Here is a 25,700-nt window from a genome sequence, read left to right on the forward strand (position 1 = left end):
CCCTTATGCCGCGTCGCGCTGGCCGCCGCTGCGGAAGTTGTCCACAGCTTCGATCAGCGCCTTGAGAATCGCCGAACTGTCGCCAATCACCGACAGGTCAGCCCGTTTGATCATGTCGCAGCCAGGGTCCATGTTGATCGCCACCACCTTGTCGCAGGCACCGATGCCCTGCAGGTGCTGGATCGCGCCAGAGATACCCACAGCCACGTACACCCGTGCCGTGACCCAGGTACCGGTAGCACCGACCTGGCGGTTGCGCGGCATGAAGCCGTCGTCCACCGCCACCCGCGAGGCGCCTTCGGTGGCGCCGAGGGCCGCAGTTGCCTTGTGGTACAGGTCCCAGTCCTTGACGCCGTTACCGCCCGAAACGATGAACTCGGACTCGGCCATGGCAATGGTGGCCGGGTCCACGGCCACCGAGCCGAGGTCTTCGATACGCGACAGGCTGCGTGCGACGCTTGTGGACAACTCTGCCGGCAGCGCTTCGTGACGGGTTTCGCTGACCGGCTCCGCACATTCCGCCGCAGCCAGGATCAACCGTGGCACGGCGCGTTGCAGGTCCTGTTGACCCGCGCCGGCGCGGCCGATGCATTGGCCGTCCTTAACCTGCCAAACCCGCGTCGCGGGCCGTTCGCCCAAGGCGGCACCGAAGCGCCGCCCCAGCTCGCCGCCGCCGGTGCGGCTGTCGGGCAGCAGCCAGTGGCGCGGCGTGAACTGGTTATCCACAGCCCGCAACCCCTGCACAAGTTGCTCCGGTGCATAACCCTCGAACGCTTCGCCTTCGATGACCAGCAGGCGGTCGACGCCGGCTGTGGAAAAGTTGCTTTCCTTGTGTTCACCAAAGACCACGGCCAACACTGCGCCGTCGTTGCCGGCCAGGCTATGGGCCAGGCCCAGCAGGTCGCGGTCGTGGCTGCTCAGGCGGCCACCGACCATGTCCGGCACCACGGCAATGTAGAACGCCGGCGCCGGCACCTGGTGCAGCGGCAACTGGACGGCCGCCGCCGCTGTGCGTCGCCCGCCCACACCCGTGCCCTGCTGGGCACCGCTGCGGTCGATACGCTTGATGCCACTGGGGCCGATGAAACCGGCGGCGATGGCATGCGGGTTCTTGCGCATGAGGCCGTTGGGCCCCATCCAGCTGGTTTGTTGCGTCTGCATGGCCGCGTGCAGCGGGTGCAGACGGTTACGGGCGATCCACTCGGCGCGTGGGTCGCGGCGGATGATGTCGCTCATCAGTGCACCTCCGCAGGTTCACGTTTAACCGTTGGCGACTTTGGGGCCGCTGGGGTTTCCTCTTCGATCAGCACATCGGCTACCAACTCGGCGAGGTCCTTGATCTGTGGGCGCGGTTCGACAACGCCCTCGAGCATCGCGGTGCACTGTGGGCAGCCCACTGCAACCAGCTCCGCCTGGGTCTCGCGAATGTCGTCCATGCGCATGTCGGGGATACGTTGCTTGCCCGGGATGTCGGTGATCGGCGCACCGCCGCCACCGCCACAGCAACGGGAACGGAAGCCCGAGCGTTCCATCTCGCGCACTTCGATACCCAACGCCTTGAGCACTTCACGGGGCGCTTCGTATTCACCGTTGTAACGGCCCAGGTAGCACGGGTCGTGGTAGGTGACGCTGCCGCCCTTGTGTTGGCCGAGGTTGAGCTTCTTGGCTGCGATCAGTTCGGCGATGTAGGTGCTGTGGTGCTGCACCTGGTAATCCCCACCCAGCGCGCCGTACTCGTTTTTCAGCACATGGAAACTGTGCGGGTCGCAGGTGACGATGCGCTGGAACGTGTATTTGGCCAAGGTCTGGATATTGCGATTGGCCAATTGCTGGAAGGTTGCTTCATCACCCAAGCGACGGGCCACGTCACCGCTGTCGCGTTCCTCCAGGCCGAGCACGGCAAAGTCCACACCCGAGGCCTTGAGCACTTTGACGAACGAGCGCAGGGTGCGCTGGTTGCGCATGTCGAAGGCGCCGTCGCCCACCCAGAACAGCACTTCGGTGGTTTTCACGTCCGACAGCAGTTTCAGGTTGAGGTCTGCCGCCCAGTTCATCCGCCCGCCTGGGGCGAAGCCGCCTGGGTTGTCGGTGGCGATCAGGTTTTCCAGTACTTCCGCGCCTTTGTTCGGGGTCGCGCCTTTTTCAAGGGTAAGGTGGCGGCGCATGTCGACGATGGCATCGACGTGCTCGATCATCATCGGGCATTCCTCGACGCAGGCACGGCAGGTGGTGCACGACCACAGCGTTTCGGCGTCGACCAGGCCGTTGACGATCGGCTGGTGCGGGTGGCCACCATGTTCGCCGATCGGCTTGCCCGGGTACGGGCTGCCAGCAAACTTGGCGTCGGTGCCACCGGCCAGGCCGATGACCATGTCTTGAATCAGTTTTTTCGGGTTCAGCGGCTGGCCGGCGGCATAGGCCGGGCACATGGCTTCACATTTACCGCACTGCACGCAGGCATCGAACCCGAGCAGCTGGTTCCAGGTAAAGTCCACCGGTTTTTCCACGCCCAGCGGCGCATTCGGGTCTTCCAGGTCCAGCGGCTTGAGGCCGGTGGAGCGGCCGCCACCGAAACGTTCGGCACGGCGGTGCCAGGCCAGGTGCAAGGCACCGGCGAAGGCGTGCTTCATCGGGCCGCCCCAGGTCATGCCGAAGACCAGCTCCGACACGCCCCACAGCACACCCAGGCCAAGCACACCGACCATCACCCAGCCACCGGTGTTGGCGGGCAGAATGCCGGCGACCGGCAAGGTGGCGATGAAGAAGCTTGCAGCAAACACCAGCAGGCTTTTCGGCAGGCGCATCCACGGGCCCTTGGACAGGCGCGCGGGTGGATTAAGGCGGCGTTTGAAGACAAAGATCGCACCGGTGAACATGATCACCGTGGCGACCAGCAGCGCGTAGCCAAGGATCTTGCTCTGCAGGCCGAAGCCGTGCACCAGGATCGCCAAGGCCGCCGACAGCACAAAGCCGCCCGCTGTGGCGACGTGGGTCTTGGACATGTATTTGTCGCGTTCGACCACGTGGTGCAGGTCGACCAGGTAGCGTCGCGGCATGGCCAGCAGGCCGCCGATCAAATTGACCTTGGACGCTCGGCCACGCCGCCACATACGCACCCGGCGCAGGGCGCCGAGCACCGCCAGGCCAAGGGCAGCGAACAGCAGAATGGGTAGAAGGGTGTTCAACATGGGAGGCTCCCACAACAGCTGGATTCTTGCGCCGCCTTGAGGACGAGACTGGCCCCTTGTGGGAGCGGGTTTACCCGCGAATGCGTCCGGTCAGGCAACGGCGTTGTCAGAGCTGACGCATTCGCGGGTAAACCCGCTCCCACAGAGGCCGCGCTCAGTGGCGGCGACTGTTAACGATCAGAAATCCTTGCACAGGCGCAAGGCGTCGTAGATCGCCGCATGCACGTTGCGCTGGGCCACGCAGTCGCCGATGCGGTACAGCAGGTAGCCCTCGCCCGGCTGGCTGAGGATCGGCTGCGGCTTGATGGCAAACAGCGCCTCCACATCGATCTGGCCCTTGTTGCGCGAGCCATCCTTCAGCGCGTAGTACAGCTCCTCGTCAGGGCGCACGCCGTTCTCGATCACCACCTGATCGACCACGCGTTCTTCCTTGGCACCGGTGTATTCGTTCTCCAGCACCGCCACCAGCTTGTCGCCTTCGCGGTAGACCTTTTCCAGCATCATGTCGCCGGTCATGATCACTTCTTTGGGGTACATGCTGCGGTAGTAGGTCGGGAACGTCGTGCCGCCCATGGCCACGCCTGGCTTGATGTCGTCGGTGACGATTTCGACCTGGCTGCCCTTGTCGGCAATGTAGTCCGCCGTCGACATGCCGGTGAACTCGCAGATGGTGTCGTACACCAGCACGTTCTTGCCCGGCGCAACCTTGCCATCGAGTACGTCCCAGCTGCTGACCACCAGCCCTTCGGCCGCGCCCCAGTGCTCGTTCTGCTCGACGAACGGATGGCCGCCCACCGCCAGCACGATAACGTCTGGGCGCAGGTCCTGGATCGCGTCCACGCTGGCAGCGGTGCCCAGGCGCAGGTCGACTTTCAGGCGTGCCAGTTCCAGTTGGTACCAGCGGGTGATACCGGCGATCTGGTCGCGCTGCGGTGCCTTGGCGGCGATGGTGATCTGCCCGCCGATCTGGTCTTTCTTCTCGAACAGGGTCACGTCGTGGCCGCGCTCGGCCGCCACGCGGGCGGCTTCCATGCCGGCAGGGCCGGCGCCAACCACCACCACCTTGCGTTTGACGCCGGTGGTTTTCTCGATGATGTGCGGCACGCCCATGTATTCACGGGAGGTCGCGGCGTTCTGGATGCACAGTACATCCAGGCCTTGGTACTGGCGGTCGATGCAGTAGTTGGCACCGACGCACTGTTTGATCTGGTCGATCTGGCCCATCTTGATCTTGGCGATCAGGTGCGGGTCAGCCATGTGCGCGCGGGTCATGCCGACCATGTCGACATAGCCGCCTTCGAGGATGCGCGTAGCCTGGTTCGGGTCTTTGATGTTCTGCGCGTGCAGCACCGGGACCTTGACCACTTCCTTGATGCCGGCCGCCAGGTGCAGGAACGGCTCCGGCGGGTAGCTCATGTTCGGGATAACGTTGGCCAGGGTGTTGTGGGTGTCGCAACCCGAGCCCACCACGCCGATGAAGTCGAGCATGCCGGTCGCGTCGTAGTACGCGGCGATCTGCTTCATGTCCTCGTGGCTCAGGCCATCGGGGTGGAATTCGTCGCCGCAGATACGCATGCCCACGCAGAAATCGTCGCCGACCTCGGCGCGCACAGCCTTGAGCACTTCCATGCCGAACTTCATGCGGCCTTCGAACGTACCGCCCCATTCGTCGGTACGCTTGTTGACCCGCGGGCTCCAGAACTGGTCGATCATGTGCTGGTGCACGGCCGACAGTTCGACGCCGTCCAGGCCGCCTTCTTTGGCACGACGCGCAGCCTGCGCGTAGTTGCCGATCACCCGCCAGATCTCTTCCACCTCGATGGTTTTGCAGGTGGCGCGGTGCACGGGTTCACGGATACCCGACGGCGACATCAGGGTCGGCCAGTTGAAGCCGTCCCAACGCGAGCGACGGCCCATGTGGGTAATCTGGATCATGATCTTGGCGCCATGCTTGTGCATGGCGTCGGCCAGGTTCTGGAAGTGTGGAATGATGCGGTCGGTCGACAGGTTGACCGACGCCCACCACTCTTGCGGGCTGTCGATGGCAACCACGGACGAGCCGCCGCAGATCGCCAGGCCGATGCCGCCCTTGGCCTTTTCTTCGTAGTACTTCACATAGCGGTCGGTCGTCATGCCGCCGTCAGTGGCGTAGACCTCGGCGTGCGCGGTGCTGAGCACGCGGTTGCGGATGGTCAGTTTGCCGATCTGGATCGGCTGGAACATTGCTTCGAATGCCATGACGCTATCTCCGGCTTACAACGGCTTTGTAACGAACAGGCCATCTTCGTGGCCTTCTTCCGACCCGCCATAGACCTGCTCGGCCACGGTGCGGATCTTGCTGCCACGGGCAGCGAGAATCTGGTCCATTGCGCCGGCGAACCAGCCGGTGAACATGTAGTCGACCTTGCGGCCAACCTTGCCGTACACGTAGACGAAGGCGGAGTGCTTGAGCTTGACGCTGCAGGTGCCTTTGTCCAGGTCGATGTCCTGGATCTCGAACAGGCCCCAGCCACGCTGGGACAGGCGCTTCATGTAATGCTCGAACACCGCCACGCCTTCCAGGCCATGGCACTCGGCTTCTTTTTCACACCAGTGCCAGGCCGACTTGTAGCCCGCCTTGTAGAGGATCTCGGCATAGGCGTCGGCGCCCAGCACTTCCTCGATACCGATGTGGTTGTTAACGAAGAAATGGCGTGGCACGTACAGCATCGGCAAGGCGTCGCTGGTCCAGACACCGGTCTCACTGTCGACTTCGATTGGCAATTGCGGGGCGATCTTGGCCATGGAAACTCAACTCCATAAAATTTTTATTGGGATGCCCCGGCGTTGCTGGCAGGGGCTTTCAGGCTTGGAGAGCGGCTTACTCGCCCCAGACATCCTTGAGGACGTTTACCCAGTTCTCGCCCATGATCTTGCGCACCACACGCTCGGAGTGGCCGCGCTTGAGCAAGGTCTCGGTGAGGTTGGGGAACTCGCCAACGGTGCGAATGCCCAGCGGGTTGATGATCTTGCCGAAGTTGGTCAGGCGACGGGCGTAGCCCTTGTCGTGGGTCAGGTATTCGAAGAAGTCCTGCCCGTGACCCTGGGTGAAGTCGGTGCCGATGCCGATGGCGTCTTCACCGACGATGTTCATGGTGTATTCGATGGCTTCGGCGTAGTCGTCGATGGTCGAATCGATGCCCTTGGCCAGGAACGGTGCAAACATGGTCACGCCAACGAAGCCGCCGTGGTCGGCGATGAATTTCAGCTCTTCGTCCGACTTGTTGCGCGGGTGCTCCTTGAGCCCCGACGGCAGGCAGTGGGAGTAGCAGACCGGCTTCTTCGATTCGAGGATGACTTCTTCGGAGGTTTTGGAGCCCACGTGGGACAGGTCGCACATGATGCCGACGCGGTTCATCTCGGCGACGATCTCGCGGCCGAAGCCCGACAGGCCGCCGTCACGCTCGTAGCAACCGGTGCCGACCAGGTTCTGGGTGTTGTAGCACATCTGCACGATGCCCACGCCCAACTGCTTGAACACGTCCACGTAGGCGATCTGGTCTTCGAACGCGTGGGCGTTCTGGAAGCCGAAGAGGATGCCGGTCTTGCCCAGTTCTTTCGCCTTGCGGATGTCGGCGGTGGTGCGCACCGGCATGACCAGGTCGCTGTTGTCGCGGATCAGCTTCTGGCTGGAGGCGATCTGGTCGACCGTGGCCTTGAACCCTTCCCAGACCGACACCGTGCAGTTGGCCGCAGTCAGGCCGCCTTTGCGCATGTCTTCGAACAGCTCGCGGTTCCATTTGGCAATGATCAAACCGTCGATGACGATGCTGTCGGCGTGTAATTCGGCTGGGCTCATCAGGCTGTCCCCTTTTATTGAGTTGGGTCACGCCGAACGTTGTGCCGGCGCTTTGGGGCCAGCATATGCCTGTGCCCCGAGGCGCCCCGATGCAAAAACGACAGGGGGTTTGCCGAAAGCGTCAATGCGCGACAACAGGCCCTCTGCGACGCTATCTGGCGATGAGAGACAGTCTCGATAACGACATTTTGCTCGCTTTCATGAACATTTCGTCAGGGAGCTACCGCGTTGCCTTCGGCTGAGCGAGAATCCCTGCGATTCGTCAGCCTGTTGAGGAGATAAAGGATGAAATCAATGGCATGCCTGGTACTGCTGGCCGTCGTGTCGGGCGCCCAGGCCGGCGAGGAAGAAAGCACCCCGTGCGACAACGTCGAGACCGACCAACAGACGTACGCGTGCGCGGCCTTCAACAAGCAGACGGCCGAGCGGGAGCTGAAGTCGGCTTACGATGACTTGATCCAGCGCATTCGCGACCAGTATGCCGACGAAGCCGACCAGGCCAATGCCTTGGTGGGGCGCATGGAGGCGGCGGAAAAACTCTGGGCCCAGTTGCGCGATGCCGATTGCAAGGTCGAGACCTTTGCCGAGAAGCCTGGCAGCAAGGCGTTCGAGGCGGCGTGGGGCACCTGTGTGGCGCAGCGCAGTGATGACCGGTCGGAGTACCTGCAGTCTATCGGGCAGCAGTAAACATCGACTAGCAACGCCATCCTCTGTAGGAGCGGCCTTGCGTCGCGAAAGGGTCGCGTAGCGGCCCACAAGATCTCCATAGCAGCATAGATTTTGGGGCCGCTACGCGACCCTTTCGCGACGCAAGGCCGCTCCTACAAAGATCAGCGCCCGGTCAAACCGCCCGGGCTAATCTGTCCTCCCGCGGGCACCGCTGATACCGCGCCCGGTAACAGCGGGTAAAGTACGACGCCGACTCAAACCCACACGCAACCCCCACCTCCAGCACACTCATGTCGGTCTGGCGCAACAACTGCCGCGCCTTGTCCAACCGCAGCCGCAGGTAAAACCCGCTGGGCGTGTCGTCCAGGTGTAGCCGAAACAGCCGCTCCAGCTGCCGCCGCGTTACCTGCACCGCATCGGCCAGCACTTGGGTATTCAAAGGCTGTTCGGTATTGCGCTCCATCTCGCCAATCACTTTCACCAGCTTCTTGTTGCTGATGCCATAGCGGCTGGCGATCTGCATGCGCTGGTGGTCTTGTCGCGGGCGGATACGCCCGAGCACGAACTGCTCCGACACCTGCACCGCCAGCTCACTGCCGTGGGCTTGCGCAATCAGGTCGAGCATCAGGTCGATCGAGGCGGTGCCGCCCGCGCAGGTGATGCGCCGCCGGTCGATTTCGAACAACTCTTGGGTCGCCTGCAAACCTGGGTAGTTTTCCTTGAACGCTTCAAGCGCCTCCCAGTGCACGGTCGCGCGGTGGCCGTCGAGCAACCCCGCCTCGGCCAGCACCACCGCCCCAGTATCGATGCCACCCAGTATCACCCCGTCATGATCGAGACGGCGCAGCGCCTGCTGCAGCGGCGGCCCATAACAAGCCAAAGGCTCGAAGCCGGCGACGATCAGCAAAATGCCTCCCGCCTCGCCCGCGCCCAATGCCGCATCGGCGTTCACCGACATCCCATTGCTGGCCTGCACCGCGCCGCCATCCAGGCTCAGCACCTGCCAGCGATACGACGGGCCCTTGAAGCGGTTGGCCACACGCAGCGGCTCCAGGGCACTGATAAAGCCCATGGCCGAGAAGCCGGGCAACAACAGGAAATGAATGATCTGCGGCATTGCATCGCTCCACAGTGAAGGTGGTCGCCAGGGTGCAAGTGTTGGTCGCCAGGGTGCGATTTTCCACCCCGACAGCAGCGTAGCGTGTTCACACGGTCCAGAGAGACCGATCCCCATAACAATATGCACTGCCGATGGAGAGCCACCATGCACAGCTTGATCCGCCGCAGCCTGTTGACCCTTGCCGTGAGCAGCATCGTCTCTACCCCGCTTCTAGCCGCCGAGCCCGCCGCCTGCCAGAACGTGCGCCTGGGCGTGGTCAACTGGACCGACGTCATCGCCACCAGCGCCATGGCCCAGGTACTGCTCGACGGCCTGGGTTACCAGACCAAGCAGACCAGCGCTTCGCAGCAGATCATCTTTGCCGGCATCCGCGACAAACGCCTGGACATGTTCCTGGGTTACTGGAACCCGATCATGACCCAGACCATCACCCCGTTCATCGACGCCAAGCAGGTCAAGGTGCTCGACAAACCGAGCCTGGAAGACGCCCGGGCGACCCTGGCAGTGCCAAAGTACTTGGCCGACAAGGGGTTGAAGACCTTCGCCGACATTCACAAGTTCGAAAAGGAACTGGGTGGGAAAATCTACGGCATCGAGCCCGGCTCGGGGGCCAATACCCAGATCAAGGCGATGATCGCCAAGAACCAGTTCGGCCTGGGCAAGTTCCAGCTGGTCGAGTCCAGCGAGGCCGGCATGCTCGCCGCGGTCGACCGTGCTGTGCGGCGCAAGGAGGCGGTGGTGTTCTTCGGCTGGGCGCCGCACCCCATGAACGTGAACATCGACATGGCCTACCTGGGCGACAGCCAAGACGCGCTCGGCCCTGATGAAGGCCGCGCCACGGTGTGGACAGTCACCGCGCCGGACTACGCCGAACGCTGCCCCAACGCTCACCGCCTGCTGGCCAACCTGAATTTCAGCGCCGAGGACGAGAGCCGCATGATGCAGCCGCTGCTCGACCACAAGGACGCGCTGGAGTCGGCCCGCCAGTGGCTCAAGGACCACCCCGAGGACAAGGCCCGCTGGCTTGAAGGGGTGACCACCTTCGATGGCAAGCCCGCTGCGGACAACCTCAAGCTTACCGCCAACTGATCCGGCCGCTTCGCGGGTAAACCCGCTCCCACAGGTACAGCGCATGCCAGGGACATCACGTTCCCCTGTGGGAGCGGGTTTACCCGCGAAAAGGCCAGAAACGACACCACAAGGAACCGCCATGAACCACGACGTCATCATCACCTGCGCCCTCACCGGTGCCGGCGACACCGCCTCCAAAAGCCACCTGGTCCCAGTCACCCCCCAGCAGATCGCCGAAGCCGCCGTCGAAGCCGCCAAAGCCGGCGCCACCGTGGTCCACTGCCACGTCCGCGACCCGCAAACCGGCCGCTTCAGCCGCGACGTGAACCTGTACCGCGAAGTCATGGAACGCATCCGCGAAGCCGACGTGGACATCATCGTCAACCTCACCGCCGGCATGGGCGGCGACCTGGAAATCGGCCCAGGCGAAACGCCCCTGGAGTTCGGCCCAGGCACCGACCTGATCGGCCCGCTGGAGCGCCTGGCCCACGTCGAAGCGCTGCTGCCGGAAATCTGCACCCTCGACTGCGGCACCCTCAACTTCGGCGACGGCAATTCGATCTACGTCTCCACCCCGGCCCAACTGCGCGCCGGTGCCAAGCGCATCACCGAGCTGGGCGTAAAAGCCGAGCTGGAAATCTTCGACACCGGCCACCTGTGGTTCGCCAAGCAGATGATCAAGGAAGGCCTGCTCGACGACCCGCTGTTCCAGCTGTGCCTGGGCATCCCATGGGGCGCGCCGGCCGACACCACCACCATGAAGGCCATGGTCGACAACCTGCCCGCTAACGTCACCTGGGCCGGCTTCGGCATCGGCCGCATGCAGATGCCCATGGCCGCGCAGGCCGTGCTGCTGGGCGGCAACGTGCGCGTCGGCCTGGAAGACAACCTGTACCTGGACCGTGGCGTGCTGGCCAGCAACGGCCAACTGGTCGAGCGCGCGGTGGAGATCATCTCCCGCCTCGGCGCCCGCGTGCTGACCCCGGCCGAGGGCCGGGAAAAAATGAACCTCAAACGCCGCTGATCCCACTGGAGACCGCTATGCCTTTCATCACCAAGATCAAGACCTTCGCCGCCCTGGGTAGTGGCGTGATCGGCAGCGGCTGGGTCGCTCGCGCCCTCGCCCACGGCCTGGATGTCGTCGCCTGGGACCCAGCCCCCGGCGCCGAGCAGGCCCTGCGCAAGCGCATCGCCAACGCCTGGCCGGCGCTGGAAAAACAAGGCCTGGCGCCAGGCGCTTCGCCGCAACGTTTGACCTTCGTCAGCACCATCGAAGCCTGCGTGCGTGACGCCGACTTCATCCAGGAAAGCGCGCCAGAGCGCCTGGACCTCAAGCTCGACCTGCACGCGAAGATCAGCGCAGCGGCCAAGCCTGACGCGATCATCGGCTCCAGCACCTCGGGCCTGTTGCCCAGTGAATTCTACGAGTCGTCCACCCACCCTGAACGTTGCGTGGTTGGCCACCCCTTCAACCCGGTCTACCTGCTGCCGCTGGTCGAAATCGTCGGCGGCAAGCGCACCTCGCCAGAGGCCATCGACGCGGCAAAAACCATCTACACCGCCCTCGGCATGCGCCCGCTGCATGTGCGCAAGGAGGTCCCCGGCTTCATTGCCGACCGCCTGCTCGAAGCGCTGTGGCGCGAGGCGCTGCACCTGGTCAACGACGGCGTGGCGACCACCGGCGAGATCGACGATGCGATCCGTTTTGGTGCTGGCCTGCGCTGGTCGTTCATGGGCACCTTCCTCACCTATACCCTGGCCGGTGGCGATGCTGGCATGCGCCACTTCATGTCGCAATTCGGCCCGGCGCTGAAACTGCCCTGGACCTACTTGCCAGCCCCCGAGTTGACCGACAAGCTGATCGACGATGTTGTGGACGGCACCTCGGACCAACTGGGCGAACGCAGCATTGCGGCGCTGGAGCGCTACCGTGATGACACCCTGCTGGCAGTGCTGGACGCGGTGAAAACCAGCAAGGCCAAGCACGGCATGGCCTTTGGCGATTAAGGAGACTGCAATGCCTGCACTGATCACCTACCGCACCCCGGTCCAGGAGGACTGGGTGGATTACAACGGGCACCTGCGCGATGCTTATTACCTGCTGATTTTCAGCTATGCCACCGATGCATTGATGGAGCGTATCGGCCTGGATGCCGACAGCCGCGGGCAAAGTGGGCATTCGTTGTTCACGCTCGAAGCGCACATCAACTACCTGCATGAAGTGAAGCTGGGTACCGAAGTGTGGGTGCAGACGCAGATCATCGGGTTTGATCGCAAGCGCCTGCACCTTTATCACAGCCTACATCGGGCCGGCTCTGACGAGGCGTTGGCGGCCAGTGAGCAGTTGCTGCTGCACGTTGACCTGTCGGGGCCGAAGTCGGCTCCGTTTGAGCAGAACAGCACCGCGCTGCTACAGGCGTTAGAAGAGGAGCAGTGCGACCTGCCGCCTCCGGCCTATGCCGGGCGCACTATCGGGCTGAGCGCCGGTAGCCAATGAACAGCAACCCCGGGGGTTCACGCCGCCGGGGGTCAGCTGCCTGGTCAGGGCAACGGTGTTACTCCGCGCCCTTTGAAATCCGATAGGCATTACTGTTCATATAGCCGCTTCTGGTAGCCGCCAGGCCCTTGGGTAAATTCAGGTTGCTGACGTCATAGTTACGAATACTGAAGTCGCCCTGATACTGGCCGCTGTAACAGTGCTTTCTCTTGGCGTCTGCGTTGGTGAAACATACTTTGCTGCCATCAAAACCCAGCACCTGCGCAGAACGGGACCTGCCAACATTCGAAGGACATTGGGCTTCGGTGTTCAGGGTCACCGTTTTCCCCTCCCCTACTGCAACCGTGCATAGCGGGCTCTTGAAGTTCTCTTGCGTATAAAGCCGAACAAAGGTGTCACCGCTTTTCTCGTAAGTGAGCTGGGTCACAGACCCATTCATCGGCCAGCCTTTTACGCTGCGCTTCAGTTCGCCCGGCCAAGCCGAATCGAGGTCAAAGTTATTGATTTCGAAATTACCCGTGTAAGCCCCCGTAAAGCAGCGGTTCCTGGAGTCATCCGTATTGCGTAAGCACAGCGTGTTGCCGGCCTGGAAGTTTTCGATTTTAGCGGAGCGGGAGGTGGTCAGTGACCGACAAAGGCTGTCTTTCACCGTCGTCACGCTATCCTTCTGCAGGTACATCTCGCAACTTTTGCCCCTGAAGCCGGACTGTTCGAACACTTTAATCTTGGCGGCGTCGGCTGGAGAGGGATAAAAATTTTCTACGATGCCACGTCGCTCATTCAATGCCCGTGCAACGTCATTGTCCTTGACGGTCCCCATGGAAACGCCGGCATAGCTCAGGCGCGGATTGGAAAAGTATGCAATGCGCGGGCAAGAACGGCCTGTGCATGCATAAGACATTTGCGTACGGAAGGGTAAGAGGCCCTGATTCCAGCGGTAGCCATGTATGTATGACGGTGTCCTTGCGCCACCCGAGTTGTGCACCATACCGAAGTTGTGGCCAATTTCATGAGCCAGCGAAGAGAGGCACGTCACCGCAGTGAACCCAGCGGCTTTGGAGGGCCCAAACTTTCCGCCGCCACACAGGGCGTTATTGACCACGATCATGGAGACCAGGTCCGCCAGCATGCCGTCCCGGGCCTGCGCCACGTCCTTCATGTAGTAGGTCACGTCGTTGAGCAACTTCGAATATTCCTTGCCCGACTCATCGTAATTGGCATCGTAGATGCCGGCCAACTCAAAGGTGATGTTGACCTTGCTGTTCTTCATGGTCTGATTCACGTCTTGCAACGCTTGATTGAAGGTCAGTCGTGGGTTGGGGTACTTGGCCCTCGATTGTTGGGTGGTGACGAACATCAGGCGGATGGTGCTGTGTTCAGAGGTGGCTTGGGGCTGAACACTCGCCACTTGCGCTGCTACCGCCTTAGCCTCTGGGTGGGCATCCTGGGGCGCAAGCTTGGCTTCATCGATAGCCACAAGGGCATGCTGACCCGGGCTCACATACTCCAAACGGTAACGCTGCCCGTTGACCATGATCTCCCCTACCAGCTGATCGCCTTGGCGCACAATCGACAGGTAATACAGTGGGTCAAACTTGAGTTCCGAGGCAGATTTCGATTTCACAGCCGACGGTTTGTAACCCACCCAACCCTCCAGCCCCTCGGGTAAGGCAGTGTAAGTTTCCAGGTTAAAAGTCGCCGTCTTGCCGTCTGGCAAGGTAATTGCCAATGTACTTGTATCGTGGCTGATGAGCTCCGGCTTCACATCGACCAGCACGACGTCTTTATTAGCAGGGTCGCCAAGCAAGGTCCGCATATAACCCGCAGGCTTCGATTGCAGGGCACTGTGGCGCTGCTCGAACGAGAAGAGTTGGGCAGAGGGCGATGAGGCATAGCAGAGCGAGGAGAACAACAGCCCCGCCCCCAGTAGGCAGGTTTTGGACAGCATCTGTTTCATGGTTCAGTTCCTGTGGCATAGAGGAACTGAATTAATCAGCTGACGCTGCGACCGCCTACTCGTAGAGTCGCTAGGGAAACGGCGGCTAGGGAGAAAAAAATAACCCCGGAAAGCCGTGAGCATCCGGGGCCAAGAGCGAGCAACATCCACTGTGCACGAGCGAGGGTGACCAAACCCTCCGTTGCGGCAGATGGCTTGAGTGTGCTCACTTCAGGGCCGGGTGATTTAGCCGTAAACGACCTGTTCTTAGCCAAAGCAGCCATTGCGACATTCTGCCCTTGCGGGCATGTCGCGGTGGACACAGAATCGGTCGTAAATCACAGCAGCACTCGCTTAGCGATAAAAGGGACAACAGCCATGATGCATGCGGATTTGATTGACCAGGACGACCTCGCCGGCCACCTGCGCGCGCGCGGTTTCGACATCCCCGCCGGGGCCAGCGCCGAGCAGGCCTGCGAGGCGGTAGTGCGTGGGCTGACCGAGCCCAATGCAAAGGCGCTGAAGGGCATGGTCGAGCAGATGTATACCGGCAGCGCGACGATATTGCCGGCGGTGCGCCAGGCGATCGACAAGCAGCTTTTGCCTGCGCTGGCACAGTTCAGCAAGCGCACCTGACTGATTAATCCTGCACCGGCCTCTTCGCGGGTAAACCCGCTCCCACAGGTTCAGCAGAGCCTTCAAAGGCTGTGAGCCCAGGTTCAGCAGAGCCTGCAAAGGCTGTGAGCCCAGGTTCAGCAGAGCCTGCAAAGGCTGTGAGCCCAGGTTCAGCAGAGCCTGCAAAGGCTGTGAGCCCAGGTTCAGCAGAGCCTGCAAAGGCTGTGAGCCCAGGTTCAGCAGAGCCTGCAAAGGCTGTGAGCCCAGGTTCAGCAGAGCCTGCAAAGGCTGTGAGCCCCCTGTGGGAGCGGGTTCACCCGCGAAGAGGCCGGTGCACGTTCACACAGGCTCTAGCTCCAGCGTTTTCCCAAACACCCCTGCCAGCCCTTCCTGGTGGGTCACCGCCACCACGGTACACCCCGGCAACTCCCGCTTGAGCATCTCCAGCAAACGCTGCGCACTGCCGATATCCAGCTGACTGGTCGCCTCATCCAGGTACAACGTATCCGGCCGGTACAACAGCGCCCGCGCCAGGCTCACCCGCTGCTGCTCGCCGCCAGAAAGCACCCGTTCCCACTCCACATGCCTGTCCAGTTGACCGATCAACCCGCCCAGCCCCACCTTGCCCAGCACATCGACCAACTGCACATCGTCTATCGACCGCACCTGTGGATAAGCCAGCAAGCCACGCAAGCTCATCTGCGGCAGATACGGCTGCTGCGGCAACAACAGGCTGCGCCCCGGCGGCAATTGCCAATCACCCGTGCAATGGGGCCACAGCCCCTGCAAGGTGCGCAGCAAGGTCGACTTGCCCAACCCGCTGTGCCCGGCAAGCCGCACCCACTGCCCCTGGCCGACGCGCAGCTTGAGGTCGCGGAGCAAATGACTGCCGTCGGGCCGGCATACCGTCAGCCCTTGCAAGCACAGGCAATTGCCCTGCGGCGCCTTGATCACCTGCTGGCGGCTGGCGGCGATGGCCTGCTCGAACTGGTCGAGCCGCTCCAGCGCCGCGCTCCAGCGCACCAGCTTGTGGTACAGCTTGATGAACCAGCTGAGCGAGTCGTGCACGGCATTGAACGCGCTGCGAATCTGCATCAGGCCACCCAAGGTGATGGTCTTGGCCATGAACGCGGGCAGCGCCGCGAATACCGGCACGATCAGGCTGAAGCGCTGGTAGGCGACCGTGAACAGGCTCAGGTCACGCTCACGGCCCATGAGTTGTCGCCAGTTCTCGGCAATCGCCTGGAAGCGCTGTGCCAAGTGCTGGCGCTCGACCGCCTCGCCTCGGTACAGGGCAATTTGCTCGGCGTGGTCGCGCTTGCGCAGCAGGCCCGCGCGAAAGTCTGCCTCCCGTTGCTCACGCGCATAGTTGAGCGCGTGCAAGGGTTTGCCGATCAGGTGGGTCAGGACACTGCCGATCAAGGTGTAGGCCAGCACGATCCACAGCAGGTAGCCATGCACGGTGAAGGGTTCGCCGAACAGGTGGAAGGTCTGCACCCCGGACAGGTTCCACAGGATCACCACGAACGCGCCGACCTGGGCCAGATTGACTACCAGCGAGGCCACCAGCTCGATGCTCAGGTCCACCATCAGGTCGACGTCCTGGGCGATGCGCTGGTCCGGGTTGTCGGGTTCGCCGCTGAGCCCCAGGCGGTAGAACGCCTGGTCGCCCAGCCAAGCATCGATCAAACGCCCGGTCATCGCTTGGCGCCAGCGCAGTACCAGCCCTTTGCGCAGGTAGTCGAGGGCGACAAAAATCAGCACGTAGAGCCCAAGATAGAGCGCGTACTCACCGGCCAGCGCGTACAGCCCCGCGGTGTCGAAAGACGCCAGCGTGTCGTAGAAGGTTTTACTCCAGCTGTTGATCAACACGTTGATCTGCACGATCAACAGGCCAAGCCCGATGATCGTCGCCAGCATCAGCCAGGCAAGCCACTGCTGGCGGGCTTGCCAGAATGGCCGGCTCAGGCGGTAGAACCTGCGCAGGGTATTCACAACGCCTGCTCCAGCGCGGCAGCCGATGGCAGCAGGCGCAGCTGCACCTGGTTGGCGACGGGGAACAACTGCCGCGCCAGTTGCTGCATGGCCGGCACGGTCAGTGCCTCGGGCAGCCTCGCCTGTTCGCTCAGGTAGCGAGGGTCCTGCCAGTGGCGCTCACTGAGGATCAAGCGCTTGAATTGGGTTTGCGGGTCTTCGCGGCGTTTGGCCTCCTGGCGCACCAGCTCGCGACGCTCGGCCAACAGCCACTGCTCATCCACCTTCAGCTCGGCCAGGGTCTGCTGCGCCAGTGCCCATAACTCATCCACACGCGCCGGGTCGCAGGTAAAGCTGAGGGTGCTTTCGATGCGCTGCGAATCGGGGTCGAGCTGGGCATCGAAGCTCAGGCGATAAACCCCCGAGGCCTCGCCGCGCAGTTGCTGCTTGAGCTGCTGGTTGGCCAGCTCACGCAGCAGTGCGACGCGCATGGCGGCCTGCGGTTGCCAGGCGTGCGGCTGGTAGCTGCTGGCCTGCAGCACGGCGCGTGGCTCGAGCGCGATCGCCAGGTCGCTGCGGCGCTGGCCGGGTTGCTGCAGCGCGGCTTGCGGGTTTGGCGAGACGCCGCGCGGCAGGTTGGCCAGGTAGCCGCGCACCAGCGGTTCGAGCTGTTCTGCGGGCACATCGGCCATCAGGTAGTAAGTCACCGGCGCACGGGCAAGGCGCTGCCAGTCCGCCTGCAACTGCTTGCGATCGAGCTGTTGCAGCGCAGCCTGGTCAGGGGTTTGCCAATGATCGGCCCCGTACTTGAGTACGCGCTGCTCGCGCTCCTGGCGCGCACGCACATCCTCGGGACGACTGCGCAAGCGCTGCAGCAGATCGCTGCGCACCTCGTCGAACAACGTGGCGTCGATGCTCGCCTGTTGGCTCAGCCGGTAGCTCTGCAGCAAGGCCGGAAGTTGCTCGGGGCGGGTGCTGAGGTTCAACTGCAAGCGCTGTGGCTGATGCTCAAGGCTGACGGTGGCACCTTGCGCCTGGCGCCACGCCTGCGCACCGTCCGGCCCGCTGCGCACGGCCAGTTGGGCAGCCATCTGTAAGCGCCAGGCAGGCGCATCGGCGAGGCGGTAGCCGGCGGACGAGTCCGCTTGTAACAGCCACTTGCCCTCTGGGCCGTTACGGCGCAGCCATACCAGCCGGTCGCCGTTACCCAAGCGCCAGTGTTCGACGTGCTCAGCAGGGAATGCCTTGCGGTCGACAATGTGCCCTGCGGTGCCCGGTGCATCGGGCTTGTAACTGGCTACGCTCGGGGTTTCAGCTGACTGCTGAACAGGTGGCGAAAGCGTCTGACTGGCGATCTCCACCCGCAGTGCCTCGACCGCTGCCACGCTTGGCAACTCGACCTGCGACTGCCCAGGCACGCTGAACTGCAACACGCGATCGGCACTGCCAAGCCAACGCCGCAGCCTGTGATTGAGGTCTTCCCGCTCGATGCCTGGCAGCACCTGCAGGTAACGACGGGCAGCAGCATGACGCTCGACCACGCTGCCTTCTGCCGCGGTGGCGTTGTTGAGCTGTTCGACCCACTGCTCGAACGTACGTGGCGCGTGGTTGGCCAAGGTCTTGTCGCCCAAGGCGCGAATATGGGCTTGCTGCTTTTGGTAGTCCTGCTCGCTGAAGCCATGCTGACGCAGGCGCTCGATCTCGGTCAGCAGCTGGCGCAGCGCCTGTTCGTGCTGCTGGCCTTCGACGCCGGCAGCGATACCCAGCACCGTCGACTGGCTGCCGATCAGGGTTTTCTGTGCCACCAGGCTGCGCACCCCGGGCGCCAGCGGCTGGCGTCGCAGGCTGTCGAGCAGCGCGGCCAAGGCCATGCGGTCGATCAACCGCTCACGCAGCGCCGCGCGGGTGGTGCCGCGGCTGTCCGGTTCATGCAGGCGGAACAACAGCGCCACCTGGTTGCTGCCGGACTGCGGGTCTTGCAGCCGGAAGATTTTCAGCGCGTTGTTCAGCGGCAGGTCGCGGTAGTCGCGAGCCGGGCTGGCACCACCTTTGGCCTTGCCGAAGGTGTGCTCGATCTGCGCCAGCATGGCCTTGGGCTCGAAATCGCCTACCGCCGAAATCACCATGTTCGGCGCCTGGTACCAGCGCGCCTGAAAGCCTTGCAAGCTGGCCAGGCTGGCATTGCGGATGGCCGCCTCGTTGCCGATGGTGCGGTGCTCTGGGTAACGTGAGCCAACCCGTTGCGAGGCGGTGCGTTGCTGGTTCATGCGCTGGGCCACACCCAGGCCGCCCCGCCACTCCTCGATGACGATCGGCCGTTCGCGCTCAAGGTCGGCAGCACTGTAGTCGCCGGCGAACGCCAGGTCGGCCAATGCTTGCAGAGCCTGCGGGGCCTGGCGCACGCCGGCCGGCGGGCTGAGCATGAACTGGGTGCGTTCGTAGTTGGTCACCGCATTGAAGTGGCGGCCTTGCACCCAGCCCAACGCCGTCATGCGCTGGCGCAGGTTGCCCGACTGCCCGGCGCGGCTGTGGAACACCAGGTGTTCGACCATGTGCGCGACGCCCACCTGGTCGTCGGTTTCGTCGATGGAACCGGCATTGACCGTCAGGCGCAGGTCGAGCCGGCCAGGCTGGGCGGTCTCGCGCACCAGCCGGTATTGCAGGCCGTTGGCCAGGGTGCCTTGGCTGACCTGGGCATCCCAAGGCAATGGCGAGTCAGGTTCGGGTAGCGCGGTGCAGGCGCCGAGCAGCAGCGGGCCGAGCAGGCCCGCAATGAGCTTTTTCATCAGGGTGTCCACGGTTTTTTATGGGGTCAGAAGCGGTAGCCGACTTCCAGCCAGTACTGGCGGCCGACTTCATACGTGGTGCGGACGGTGCTGCTGTTGCTGACGATCGAGTTGACCTTGTCAGTGACGTTGGTCACGTCCACAGCAACAAACAGCGCCTGCTCCCTGGCGGTGGGCATTTCCCATTTCACGCGCATGTCCCAGGTGGGAGCGCCAGCCACCGAAGCGGTGTCGTAAACGGCCAGGGCCTCGCCGTCCACATCGGCGGTGCGGCCGGTGTCGATGATCTGGTCGTACGCACCCCGGTAACGAAAGAAGTTGCTGATGCTCAGGTGCCAGCGCGGGATCTCGGTAATGGTGGTCAGGCGCGCGGTCCAAGGGCGGTTGAAGTCGCTGGCCGGGAGTTGGCTGTAAGCCATGCGTTTGCCGTCGTAGAGCACATCACCATCCGCGTATTCGGCGTCATTGAAGCCAGCTTCATAGGTGCTGTAGGCATTCTTGCTGCGCGACCAATCCAGTGCCAGTTGCAGGCTGGTGACACTGCCCAGCACCCGCAATGGCTGATTGGGCGTAACGGTCAGGGACAGGTTGTCGCTCTCGCTCGCACCCGCATTCACGTAGGTGTAGTAAATGGCCTGGTAGCCCTCAAGGGGATCCAGGCCAAGCACCCGCGACGAGGACCGCACCACCTGGTCCTTGCCCTTGCGGTGTACGTACTTCAGGCGAAAGTCAGTGTTCAGCCAGCGCTGTTCCAGGCCGAGCATCAGTTCATCATCGTAAGGGATGTTCATGTCTGAAAAACGGTTGGTGTTCAGCGTTTGCCGACCGACCCACTCACTGGTCTGGCTGCTGCGGGTATAGGTGGTGTTGAAGCCCTGGCGGCCATCGGCAAGGCGGTACTTGAACAGGTTGCGGCCGTAATAGCGGTTGGCGCCGAAAACCAGCACCGTGCTGCGGTCGCCAAAGAAGTCGTAGTCACCGGCAAAGCGCGGTGAAAGGGTCTTCTGCTGCATGTAGTCATCGCCTTCGAAGCGCACGCCCGGGCGCAGGCTGAGCTTGCCTATCTGCATCTGGTCGTCGATGAACACGGCGTAAGCATTTTCGGTCAGGTCCAGCTTGCCTGCGTTGTACTGGGTACGCAGGTTCGCCCACTGGCGGCTTTTCCCGTTGAGCAACGGGCTGACGGAGCACCACGGATCGTCGCCTGCGCAGCGGGTTTCGTCGTCGCGGCTAAACCCGCTCACGCCCTGCCCGGTTGCTTCGCGCTCCCACTCCGCGTGCTTTTGCGACAACTCAAGGCCTGTCGTGAACGCGTGGCTGGTACCGGCGAAATCGAACGTCTGCCATTGGCCCTTGAGGGTGTAATCAAGACCGCGCTGACGCTGGTCCAGATTGCCGAACGAGCCCTCACCGCTGCGGGCTGTATTGCCGGTGGGGTTGCCCCAGTTCTTCTCATCGGAGTAATACCAGAACACCGTGTCCTTGCTGTCGGCCTCTCGCGAGCTGTACAGGTTGGTAAGCGCCAGCGTGTGCGTCCAGCGCGCTTGGTCACCTTCCCAGACGGCCTTCAGCGAGCCCTGCCAGCCGCCATTGGTGTTGGTGAAATCGGAGTCGAGAAAATTCTGCCGGAAAAACACGTTCTCCTGAGGCGCGTGGATAAATGAGCCTTCCAGCGTCAACCGCTCGTTGACGTCCCAATAGGTCTTGAGCATGTAGTTGTCCAGCTGGCGGGTCTGGTCCGCGCTGCTGTCGGCATTAGGGCTGGTGTAACCATTTTCGTAACGGTTGAGCGGGATCACCGAGCGGCGCTGGGAAAAGCTCAGGATGGCACCGAAATTGTCGGTCAGGTGGCCCTCGAGCATGCCTCGCAACGTGGTCTTCTCGAACTCCGGCTGGTACTGCTCGGAAGAGGCGTGGTCGAAGCTCTCCTGATCGGCTTCGGTAATGTGGTAGCGGGTCCACTCCGAGCGGGTCAGTGCATAGGAGATCTTGCCGTGCAGTTCTCTGCTCGGGCGACGGGTGATGGCATCGATCACGCCGCCATTAAAGCCACCGTATTCGACTGGAACGTTGCTGTCGTAGACCTTCACTTCCTGCAGCAGGTCAGCGTCCAGGGCTATGCCGTGGGGGTTACTGGGCGCGGCATCGAATTGGCGGTTTTCACTGTAGCCATGGGCGCCAGGGTCCAAGTCGTTATTGATCGAAATGCCATCGATCATGAAGTTGTTCTGGTAGAACTTGGCGCCGTTGATGCTGATGTCGGCGGGGTCGATTTCGCCCGGGGTGTTGGAGCTTTTTTGCGCGCTGGAAAATTGCACGCTCGGGTGCATCTGCAGCAGGGTCGTGATATCGCCGTTGGCCCCTGGGAAGGCACGGATGGCCTGATTGCTGATGACCGTGGCACCCAGGTAACCATTGTCGCCGCTATCGCCCAGCACCAAGGTGTCATGCAATTCCATTGGGCCGGCATCTGCATCGCTGTGCAGGAGGCGCAGGCTTACCACACCACCGTCGTAGTCCCAGGTCAGGCCACTGCCAGAAAGCAGGCGAGCCAATGCCGCTTCGTTGCTGAAACGCCCCTGCACGGCATTGCTTTGCGCGCCCTCCAGCAACTGCGCATCGGCGGTCATTTGCAGACCGCTTTGCTGGCCGAAGGCGATCAACGCGGCAGCAAGGTCCTGCGCCGGGATAGCAAATGCATGCACTTGCGCCAATTGCGAAGCGGCGGCGGCCTCACTTGCCGACACTGCAGGCACGAACAGGGCACAGCCTGCGCCAAGCAGCGTACTGCGGGCCAAATGCTTCAGGCGCAACGACCACCCCCGCGCTTGGCGAGGCATACGGCTTGTTGTTTCAGTCATCCCACATCCCCACCCCGGGCAATCGCCGGGCTGCAAAATTGAATACGAATCGGTATCAGTTATTGCGCGCGGGGAAGAAGACGGGGCAGTGCGGGGATTTTTCAGAAAATTGTGAAATTAGTTTTTTTGTGACGCGTTTTTTGGGGCCGCAAAGCGGCCCCCGGCAATCTCAAGGCTTACTCAGCACCAATAACCAAGGCCCATAGCTACGCAGCTCTCCGCCATGCGGCCGGACCACCGCACGCAGCGCCGCCTCGGGTTTGCGCAGGTCATACACACCGGTGACGCGCTTGGCCCCCAGCGCATCGTCACGCAGCAGCACCTTGCCCGGCAGGTAGCGCGCCAGCTCCGCAACCAGTTCGGCCACCGTCTGGTCATCGGCAATCAGTTGCCCTTGGCGCCAGGCGGCCGCCTGCGCGGGCACGAAGGTGTGCACCTGTACCAGCCCATGGTCATAGCGCAGCCGCTGCCCTGCAGTCAGCGCACCGGACAGCACATGCCCATCGCCGCTGTCCTCGACCCGCACCGACCCGTGCTGCACATCCACCCCTACCCTGCCTGGCCGCAGTGCGACGTTGAACGCCGTCCCGGTCACCGTCACCTGCACCGCCTGGGCACGCACGTGAAACGGCTTGGCTTTGTCGGGGGTGACCTGGAAAAAGGCCTGGCCGGTGAGCAGGCGCACATCACGGTGATCACCCGCATAGTCCACAGCGATGGCCGTGTCGCTGTCCATCTGCACCACGCTGCCATCGGCCAGGGTGATGTCGCGCGTTTCGCCCTGGGCCGTGCGGTAGTCGGCCTGCAGCCGCAGGCTCAAGTAAGGCGCCAGCGCCACCAACAGGCAGGCAGCGACCGCAGCGCCCAGCCACCAGCGGCGCCGAGATGTGCGTTGCACAGGCAGACGCAGCACCTCGGCCTGCGGCCATTGCGCGGTGGTAGCAGGGGCCAGTTGCCCCGTCAGCTGCCACACCCGCTCGGCTTTGCGGTAGGCCTCGGCGTTGGCCGAATCGCTGGCGCACCATTGCTCGAACTCGGCACGCAGCGGCCCATCCTGCGGGGCCTGCTGCAGGCGCAGGAGCCAGTCCAGGGCCTGCTCGCGGCGGCTGGATACGAGGTCTGCTGGCGTCATGTCCGGCACGTCTCCTGGGGGCTGAGGGGCGCGAAGGGTCGCACAGAGTCGGCCCGATGAGCAAAGGACGCGCCAGCGCCTGGTTTTTTCAACAGCCCCGTCAAAGGTCGTCCTCCAGCCGCGCCATGCAATGGCTCATGGCGTCGCGCACCAGTTGATGCACCAAGCTCACGGAGACGTTCAGGTGGTTGGCCACCTGCTGCAAGGTGAAGCCCCCGAGGCGGTGCATTTCGAAGGCGATGCGGGTGCGTTGCGGCAGTTCTTCGAGGGCTCGGCTGATGGCGTCCAGCTCGTTCTGCTGGCTGACCGCCTGCTCGGGCGAGGCACTGCTCGACGGCAGCTCGGCGAGGATTTCGTCGCCGTCTGGCTGGGCTTTTTCGGTGGCGGTGCGGCGGGTCTGATCCAGGGCCAGGTTACGCACGATGCGGTAGAGGTAGCTGGCCGGGTGGCGGATGTCGGCATCATCCTGCTGCCCACTGAAACGCAGCCAGGCTTCCTGGACCACATCCTCGGCGCGGGCACGGCAGCCAACGATCGGGCGCGCATAATCGACCAACGCCGCCCGATGGGCCAAGTACAGCTGCAGTTTGTCGTCCGCCACGGGGTGGTATGCCAGGGAGTATCGGGGGCGGCGATGTTACCCGTAGTCGAGAATCATTATCAATACATGATCACGGGCGGTGTTCACGTGTAGGAGCAGCCTTGTGCTGCGAAGAGGCCGGTGAAAACAGGGTCGTTATATGACGCTGTTACCGGCCTCTTCGCAGCACAAGGCTGCTCCTACAAACGGGCGCGTAGCGTTTACAGCCTTACGCTGGCGAACGTCGACTCGTTGCGTGCCTGGCTCAGCGCCGCCATCGGCCCGCTGTGCGGCGACAGGGTCATGGCCTGCGGGATCGGCATCATCGCCACCTGCTGCGCGGTGTTGGAGCCCACGCGCTCATCACGCGGCGGAATGCCAAAGTACTCGCGGTAGCACTTGGAGAAATGCGGGGTAGAGACGAAGCCGCACACCGAGGCCACTTCGATGATCGACATCGGCGTCTGCTTCAACAACTGCCGCGCGCGGATCAGGCGCAGCTTCAGGTAATAGCGCGACGGCGAGCAGTGCAGGTACTTCTGGAACAGGCGCTCGAGCTGGCGCCGCGACACCGACACATACACCGCCAGTTCGTCGAGGTCGATCGGCTCTTCCAGGTTGGCCTCCATCAGCGCGACGATTTCCTGCAGCTTCGGCTGGTTGGTGCCGAGCATGTGCTTGAGCGGCACGCGTTGGTGGTCTTGCTCGTTGCGAATGCGCTCGTAGACGAACATCTCGGAGATCGCCGCCGACAGTTCACGGCCGTGATCGCGGCTGATCAGGTGCAGCATCATGTCCAGCGGCGCGGTGCCACCGGAGCTGGTAAAGCGGTTGCGGTCGAGGGTGAACAGGCGGGTGCTCATGTTCACCCGTGGGTAGGCCTCCTGCATGGCGGCCAGGCACTCCCAGTGCACGCTGCAATCGAAGCCGTCGAGCAGCCCGGCACAGGCCAGCGCCCAGCTGCCAGTACACACCGCGCCCAGGCGCCGCGACTGGCGAGCCTGCGCCTGCAGCCAGGTCACGTGTTCACGGGTAACGGTGCGCTGAATGCCGACACCGCCGCAGACGATCACGGTGTCGATCGGCGGCGCATTGTGCATGGCCGCGTCGGGGGTGATCTGCAGGCCATCACTGGCCCAGACCTGGCCGCCATCGACGGTCAGGGTGTGCCAGCGGTACAGCTCGCGGCCGGAAAGCTGGTTGGCCATGCGCAGCGGCTCGACCGCCGACGCCAGGGAAATCAGGGTGAAGTTGTCCAGTAGAAGAAACCCGATGGACTGGGGAGCTGTGCGGTTCTGGGTTGGATTCCCGGAGGTGTACGACGTCATCGCGATTTCTCCTCACACAAATGCAGGGTGTGCCTCAGGCGGGCACTGATTTTTTTGTTATGGCCCCCTCTTCGTAGGTAGGGGCTTGTTGCCAATCACAACGCA

General features: G+C 63.0%; 19 protein-coding genes. 6 read left to right on the forward strand and 13 right to left on the reverse strand.

The window, feature by feature from the left end; genetic code table 11:
• Positions 1-3: 3 nt before the first annotated feature.
• The 5 genes from etfA to AB7M33_RS07345 all read right to left on the reverse strand — a co-directional run bounded on the left by etfA (position 4) and on the right by AB7M33_RS07345 (position 7,026).
• Complete coding sequence (gene etfA / locus AB7M33_RS07325) at positions 4-1,236, reverse strand: electron transfer flavoprotein subunit alpha (RefSeq protein ID WP_454242639.1); 1,233 nt, start codon at positions 1,234-1,236, stop codon at positions 4-6.
• Entirely contained in the window at positions 1,236-3,188 is a 1,953-nt protein-coding gene (gene dgcB, locus AB7M33_RS07330; protein WP_454242640.1) for a dimethylglycine demethylation protein DgcB, read from the reverse strand. Before dgcB ends, etfA begins: the two co-directional genes overlap by 1 nt.
• A gap of 177 nt (positions 3,189-3,365) precedes the next feature.
• On the reverse strand, positions 3,366-5,426 hold the full coding sequence (dgcA, locus tag AB7M33_RS07335; RefSeq protein WP_027594294.1) for a dimethylglycine demethylation protein DgcA: 2,061 nt from the start codon (positions 5,424-5,426) through the stop codon (positions 3,366-3,368).
• Positions 5,427-5,441: 15 nt separating this feature from the next.
• On the reverse strand, positions 5,442-5,972 hold the full coding sequence (locus AB7M33_RS07340; protein WP_027594293.1) for a DUF5943 domain-containing protein: 531 nt from the start codon (positions 5,970-5,972) through the stop codon (positions 5,442-5,444).
• A 76-nt stretch (positions 5,973-6,048) separates the two neighbouring features.
• Positions 6,049-7,026, reverse strand: a complete 978-nt coding sequence (locus AB7M33_RS07345) for a dipeptidase (RefSeq protein WP_027594292.1) — start codon at positions 7,024-7,026, stop codon at positions 6,049-6,051.
• A 285-nt stretch (positions 7,027-7,311) separates the two neighbouring features.
• Between AB7M33_RS07345 and AB7M33_RS07350 the strand changes: the two genes are divergently transcribed.
• Positions 7,312-7,713: a lysozyme inhibitor LprI family protein gene (locus AB7M33_RS07350; protein WP_027594291.1), complete on the forward strand. Its 402-nt coding sequence runs from the start codon at positions 7,312-7,314 to the stop codon at positions 7,711-7,713.
• Between the two features lie 154 nt (positions 7,714-7,867).
• Here the strand turns inward: AB7M33_RS07350 and AB7M33_RS07355 are convergent, their stop codons facing one another.
• Complete coding sequence (locus tag AB7M33_RS07355; protein ID WP_027594290.1) at positions 7,868-8,812, reverse strand: GlxA family transcriptional regulator; 945 nt, start codon at positions 8,810-8,812, stop codon at positions 7,868-7,870.
• Between the two features lie 147 nt (positions 8,813-8,959).
• Here AB7M33_RS07355 and choX point away from each other — a divergent pair, with 147 nt between their 5' ends.
• The 4 genes from choX to AB7M33_RS07375 all read left to right on the forward strand — a co-directional run bounded on the left by choX (position 8,960) and on the right by AB7M33_RS07375 (position 12,383).
• Positions 8,960-9,904, forward strand: coding sequence for a choline ABC transporter substrate-binding protein (gene choX / locus AB7M33_RS07360; RefSeq protein WP_099428110.1), 945 nt, complete (start codon positions 8,960-8,962; stop codon positions 9,902-9,904).
• A 121-nt stretch (positions 9,905-10,025) separates the two neighbouring features.
• A complete protein-coding gene (locus tag AB7M33_RS07365; RefSeq protein ID WP_099428109.1) occupies positions 10,026-10,910 on the forward strand; it encodes a BKACE family enzyme in 885 nt (294 codons plus the stop codon).
• Positions 10,911-10,927: 17 nt separating this feature from the next.
• Positions 10,928-11,893 carry an L-carnitine dehydrogenase gene (locus AB7M33_RS07370; protein ID WP_099428108.1) on the forward strand — a complete coding sequence of 322 codons (966 nt, stop codon included), beginning with the start codon at positions 10,928-10,930 and terminating at the stop codon, positions 11,891-11,893.
• Between the two features lie 10 nt (positions 11,894-11,903).
• On the forward strand, positions 11,904-12,383 hold the full coding sequence (locus AB7M33_RS07375; protein WP_454242641.1) for a thioesterase family protein: 480 nt from the start codon (positions 11,904-11,906) through the stop codon (positions 12,381-12,383).
• 58 nt (positions 12,384-12,441) lie between these two features.
• Here the strand turns inward: AB7M33_RS07375 and AB7M33_RS07380 are convergent, their stop codons facing one another.
• Positions 12,442-14,340 (reverse strand): zinc-dependent metalloprotease family protein, encoded by a 1,899-nt coding sequence (locus AB7M33_RS07380; protein ID WP_454242642.1) that lies wholly within the window; start codon positions 14,338-14,340, stop codon positions 12,442-12,444.
• Between the two features lie 357 nt (positions 14,341-14,697).
• On the opposite strand from AB7M33_RS07380, the gene AB7M33_RS07385 reads away from it, so the two are divergent.
• On the forward strand, positions 14,698-14,955 hold the full coding sequence (locus tag AB7M33_RS07385) for a hypothetical protein (protein ID WP_027594285.1): 258 nt from the start codon (positions 14,698-14,700) through the stop codon (positions 14,953-14,955).
• Positions 14,956-15,273: 318 nt separating this feature from the next.
• Here the strand turns inward: AB7M33_RS07385 and AB7M33_RS07390 are convergent, their stop codons facing one another.
• The 6 genes from AB7M33_RS07390 to gbdR all read right to left on the reverse strand — a co-directional run bounded on the left by AB7M33_RS07390 (position 15,274) and on the right by gbdR (position 25,595).
• Positions 15,274-16,929, reverse strand: coding sequence for an ABC transporter ATP-binding protein/permease (locus AB7M33_RS07390; protein WP_454242643.1), 1,656 nt, complete (start codon positions 16,927-16,929; stop codon positions 15,274-15,276).
• Positions 16,926-19,694 carry an insulinase family protein gene (locus AB7M33_RS07395; RefSeq protein ID WP_454242644.1) on the reverse strand — a complete coding sequence of 923 codons (2,769 nt, stop codon included), beginning with the start codon at positions 19,692-19,694 and terminating at the stop codon, positions 16,926-16,928. Before AB7M33_RS07395 ends, AB7M33_RS07390 begins: the two co-directional genes overlap by 4 nt.
• A gap of 26 nt (positions 19,695-19,720) precedes the next feature.
• The gene (locus AB7M33_RS07400) at positions 19,721-22,555 is read right to left on the reverse strand and encodes a secretin and TonB N-terminal domain-containing protein (protein WP_454242645.1); all 2,835 of its coding nucleotides are present in this window, start codon (positions 22,553-22,555) and stop codon (positions 19,721-19,723) included.
• Positions 22,556-22,724: 169 nt separating this feature from the next.
• A complete protein-coding gene (locus AB7M33_RS07405) occupies positions 22,725-23,687 on the reverse strand; it encodes a FecR family protein (RefSeq protein ID WP_454242646.1) in 963 nt (320 codons plus the stop codon).
• A gap of 100 nt (positions 23,688-23,787) precedes the next feature.
• A complete protein-coding gene (locus AB7M33_RS07410; protein ID WP_027594280.1) occupies positions 23,788-24,288 on the reverse strand; it encodes a sigma-70 family RNA polymerase sigma factor in 501 nt (166 codons plus the stop codon).
• A 200-nt stretch (positions 24,289-24,488) separates the two neighbouring features.
• Entirely contained in the window at positions 24,489-25,595 is a 1,107-nt protein-coding gene (gene gbdR / locus AB7M33_RS07415; protein ID WP_027594279.1) for a choline metabolism transcriptional regulator GbdR, read from the reverse strand.
• Positions 25,596-25,700: the final 105 nt, after the last annotated feature.

The sequence above is a fragment of the Pseudomonas sp. Y3 TE3536 genome (genome assembly GCF_053629175.1).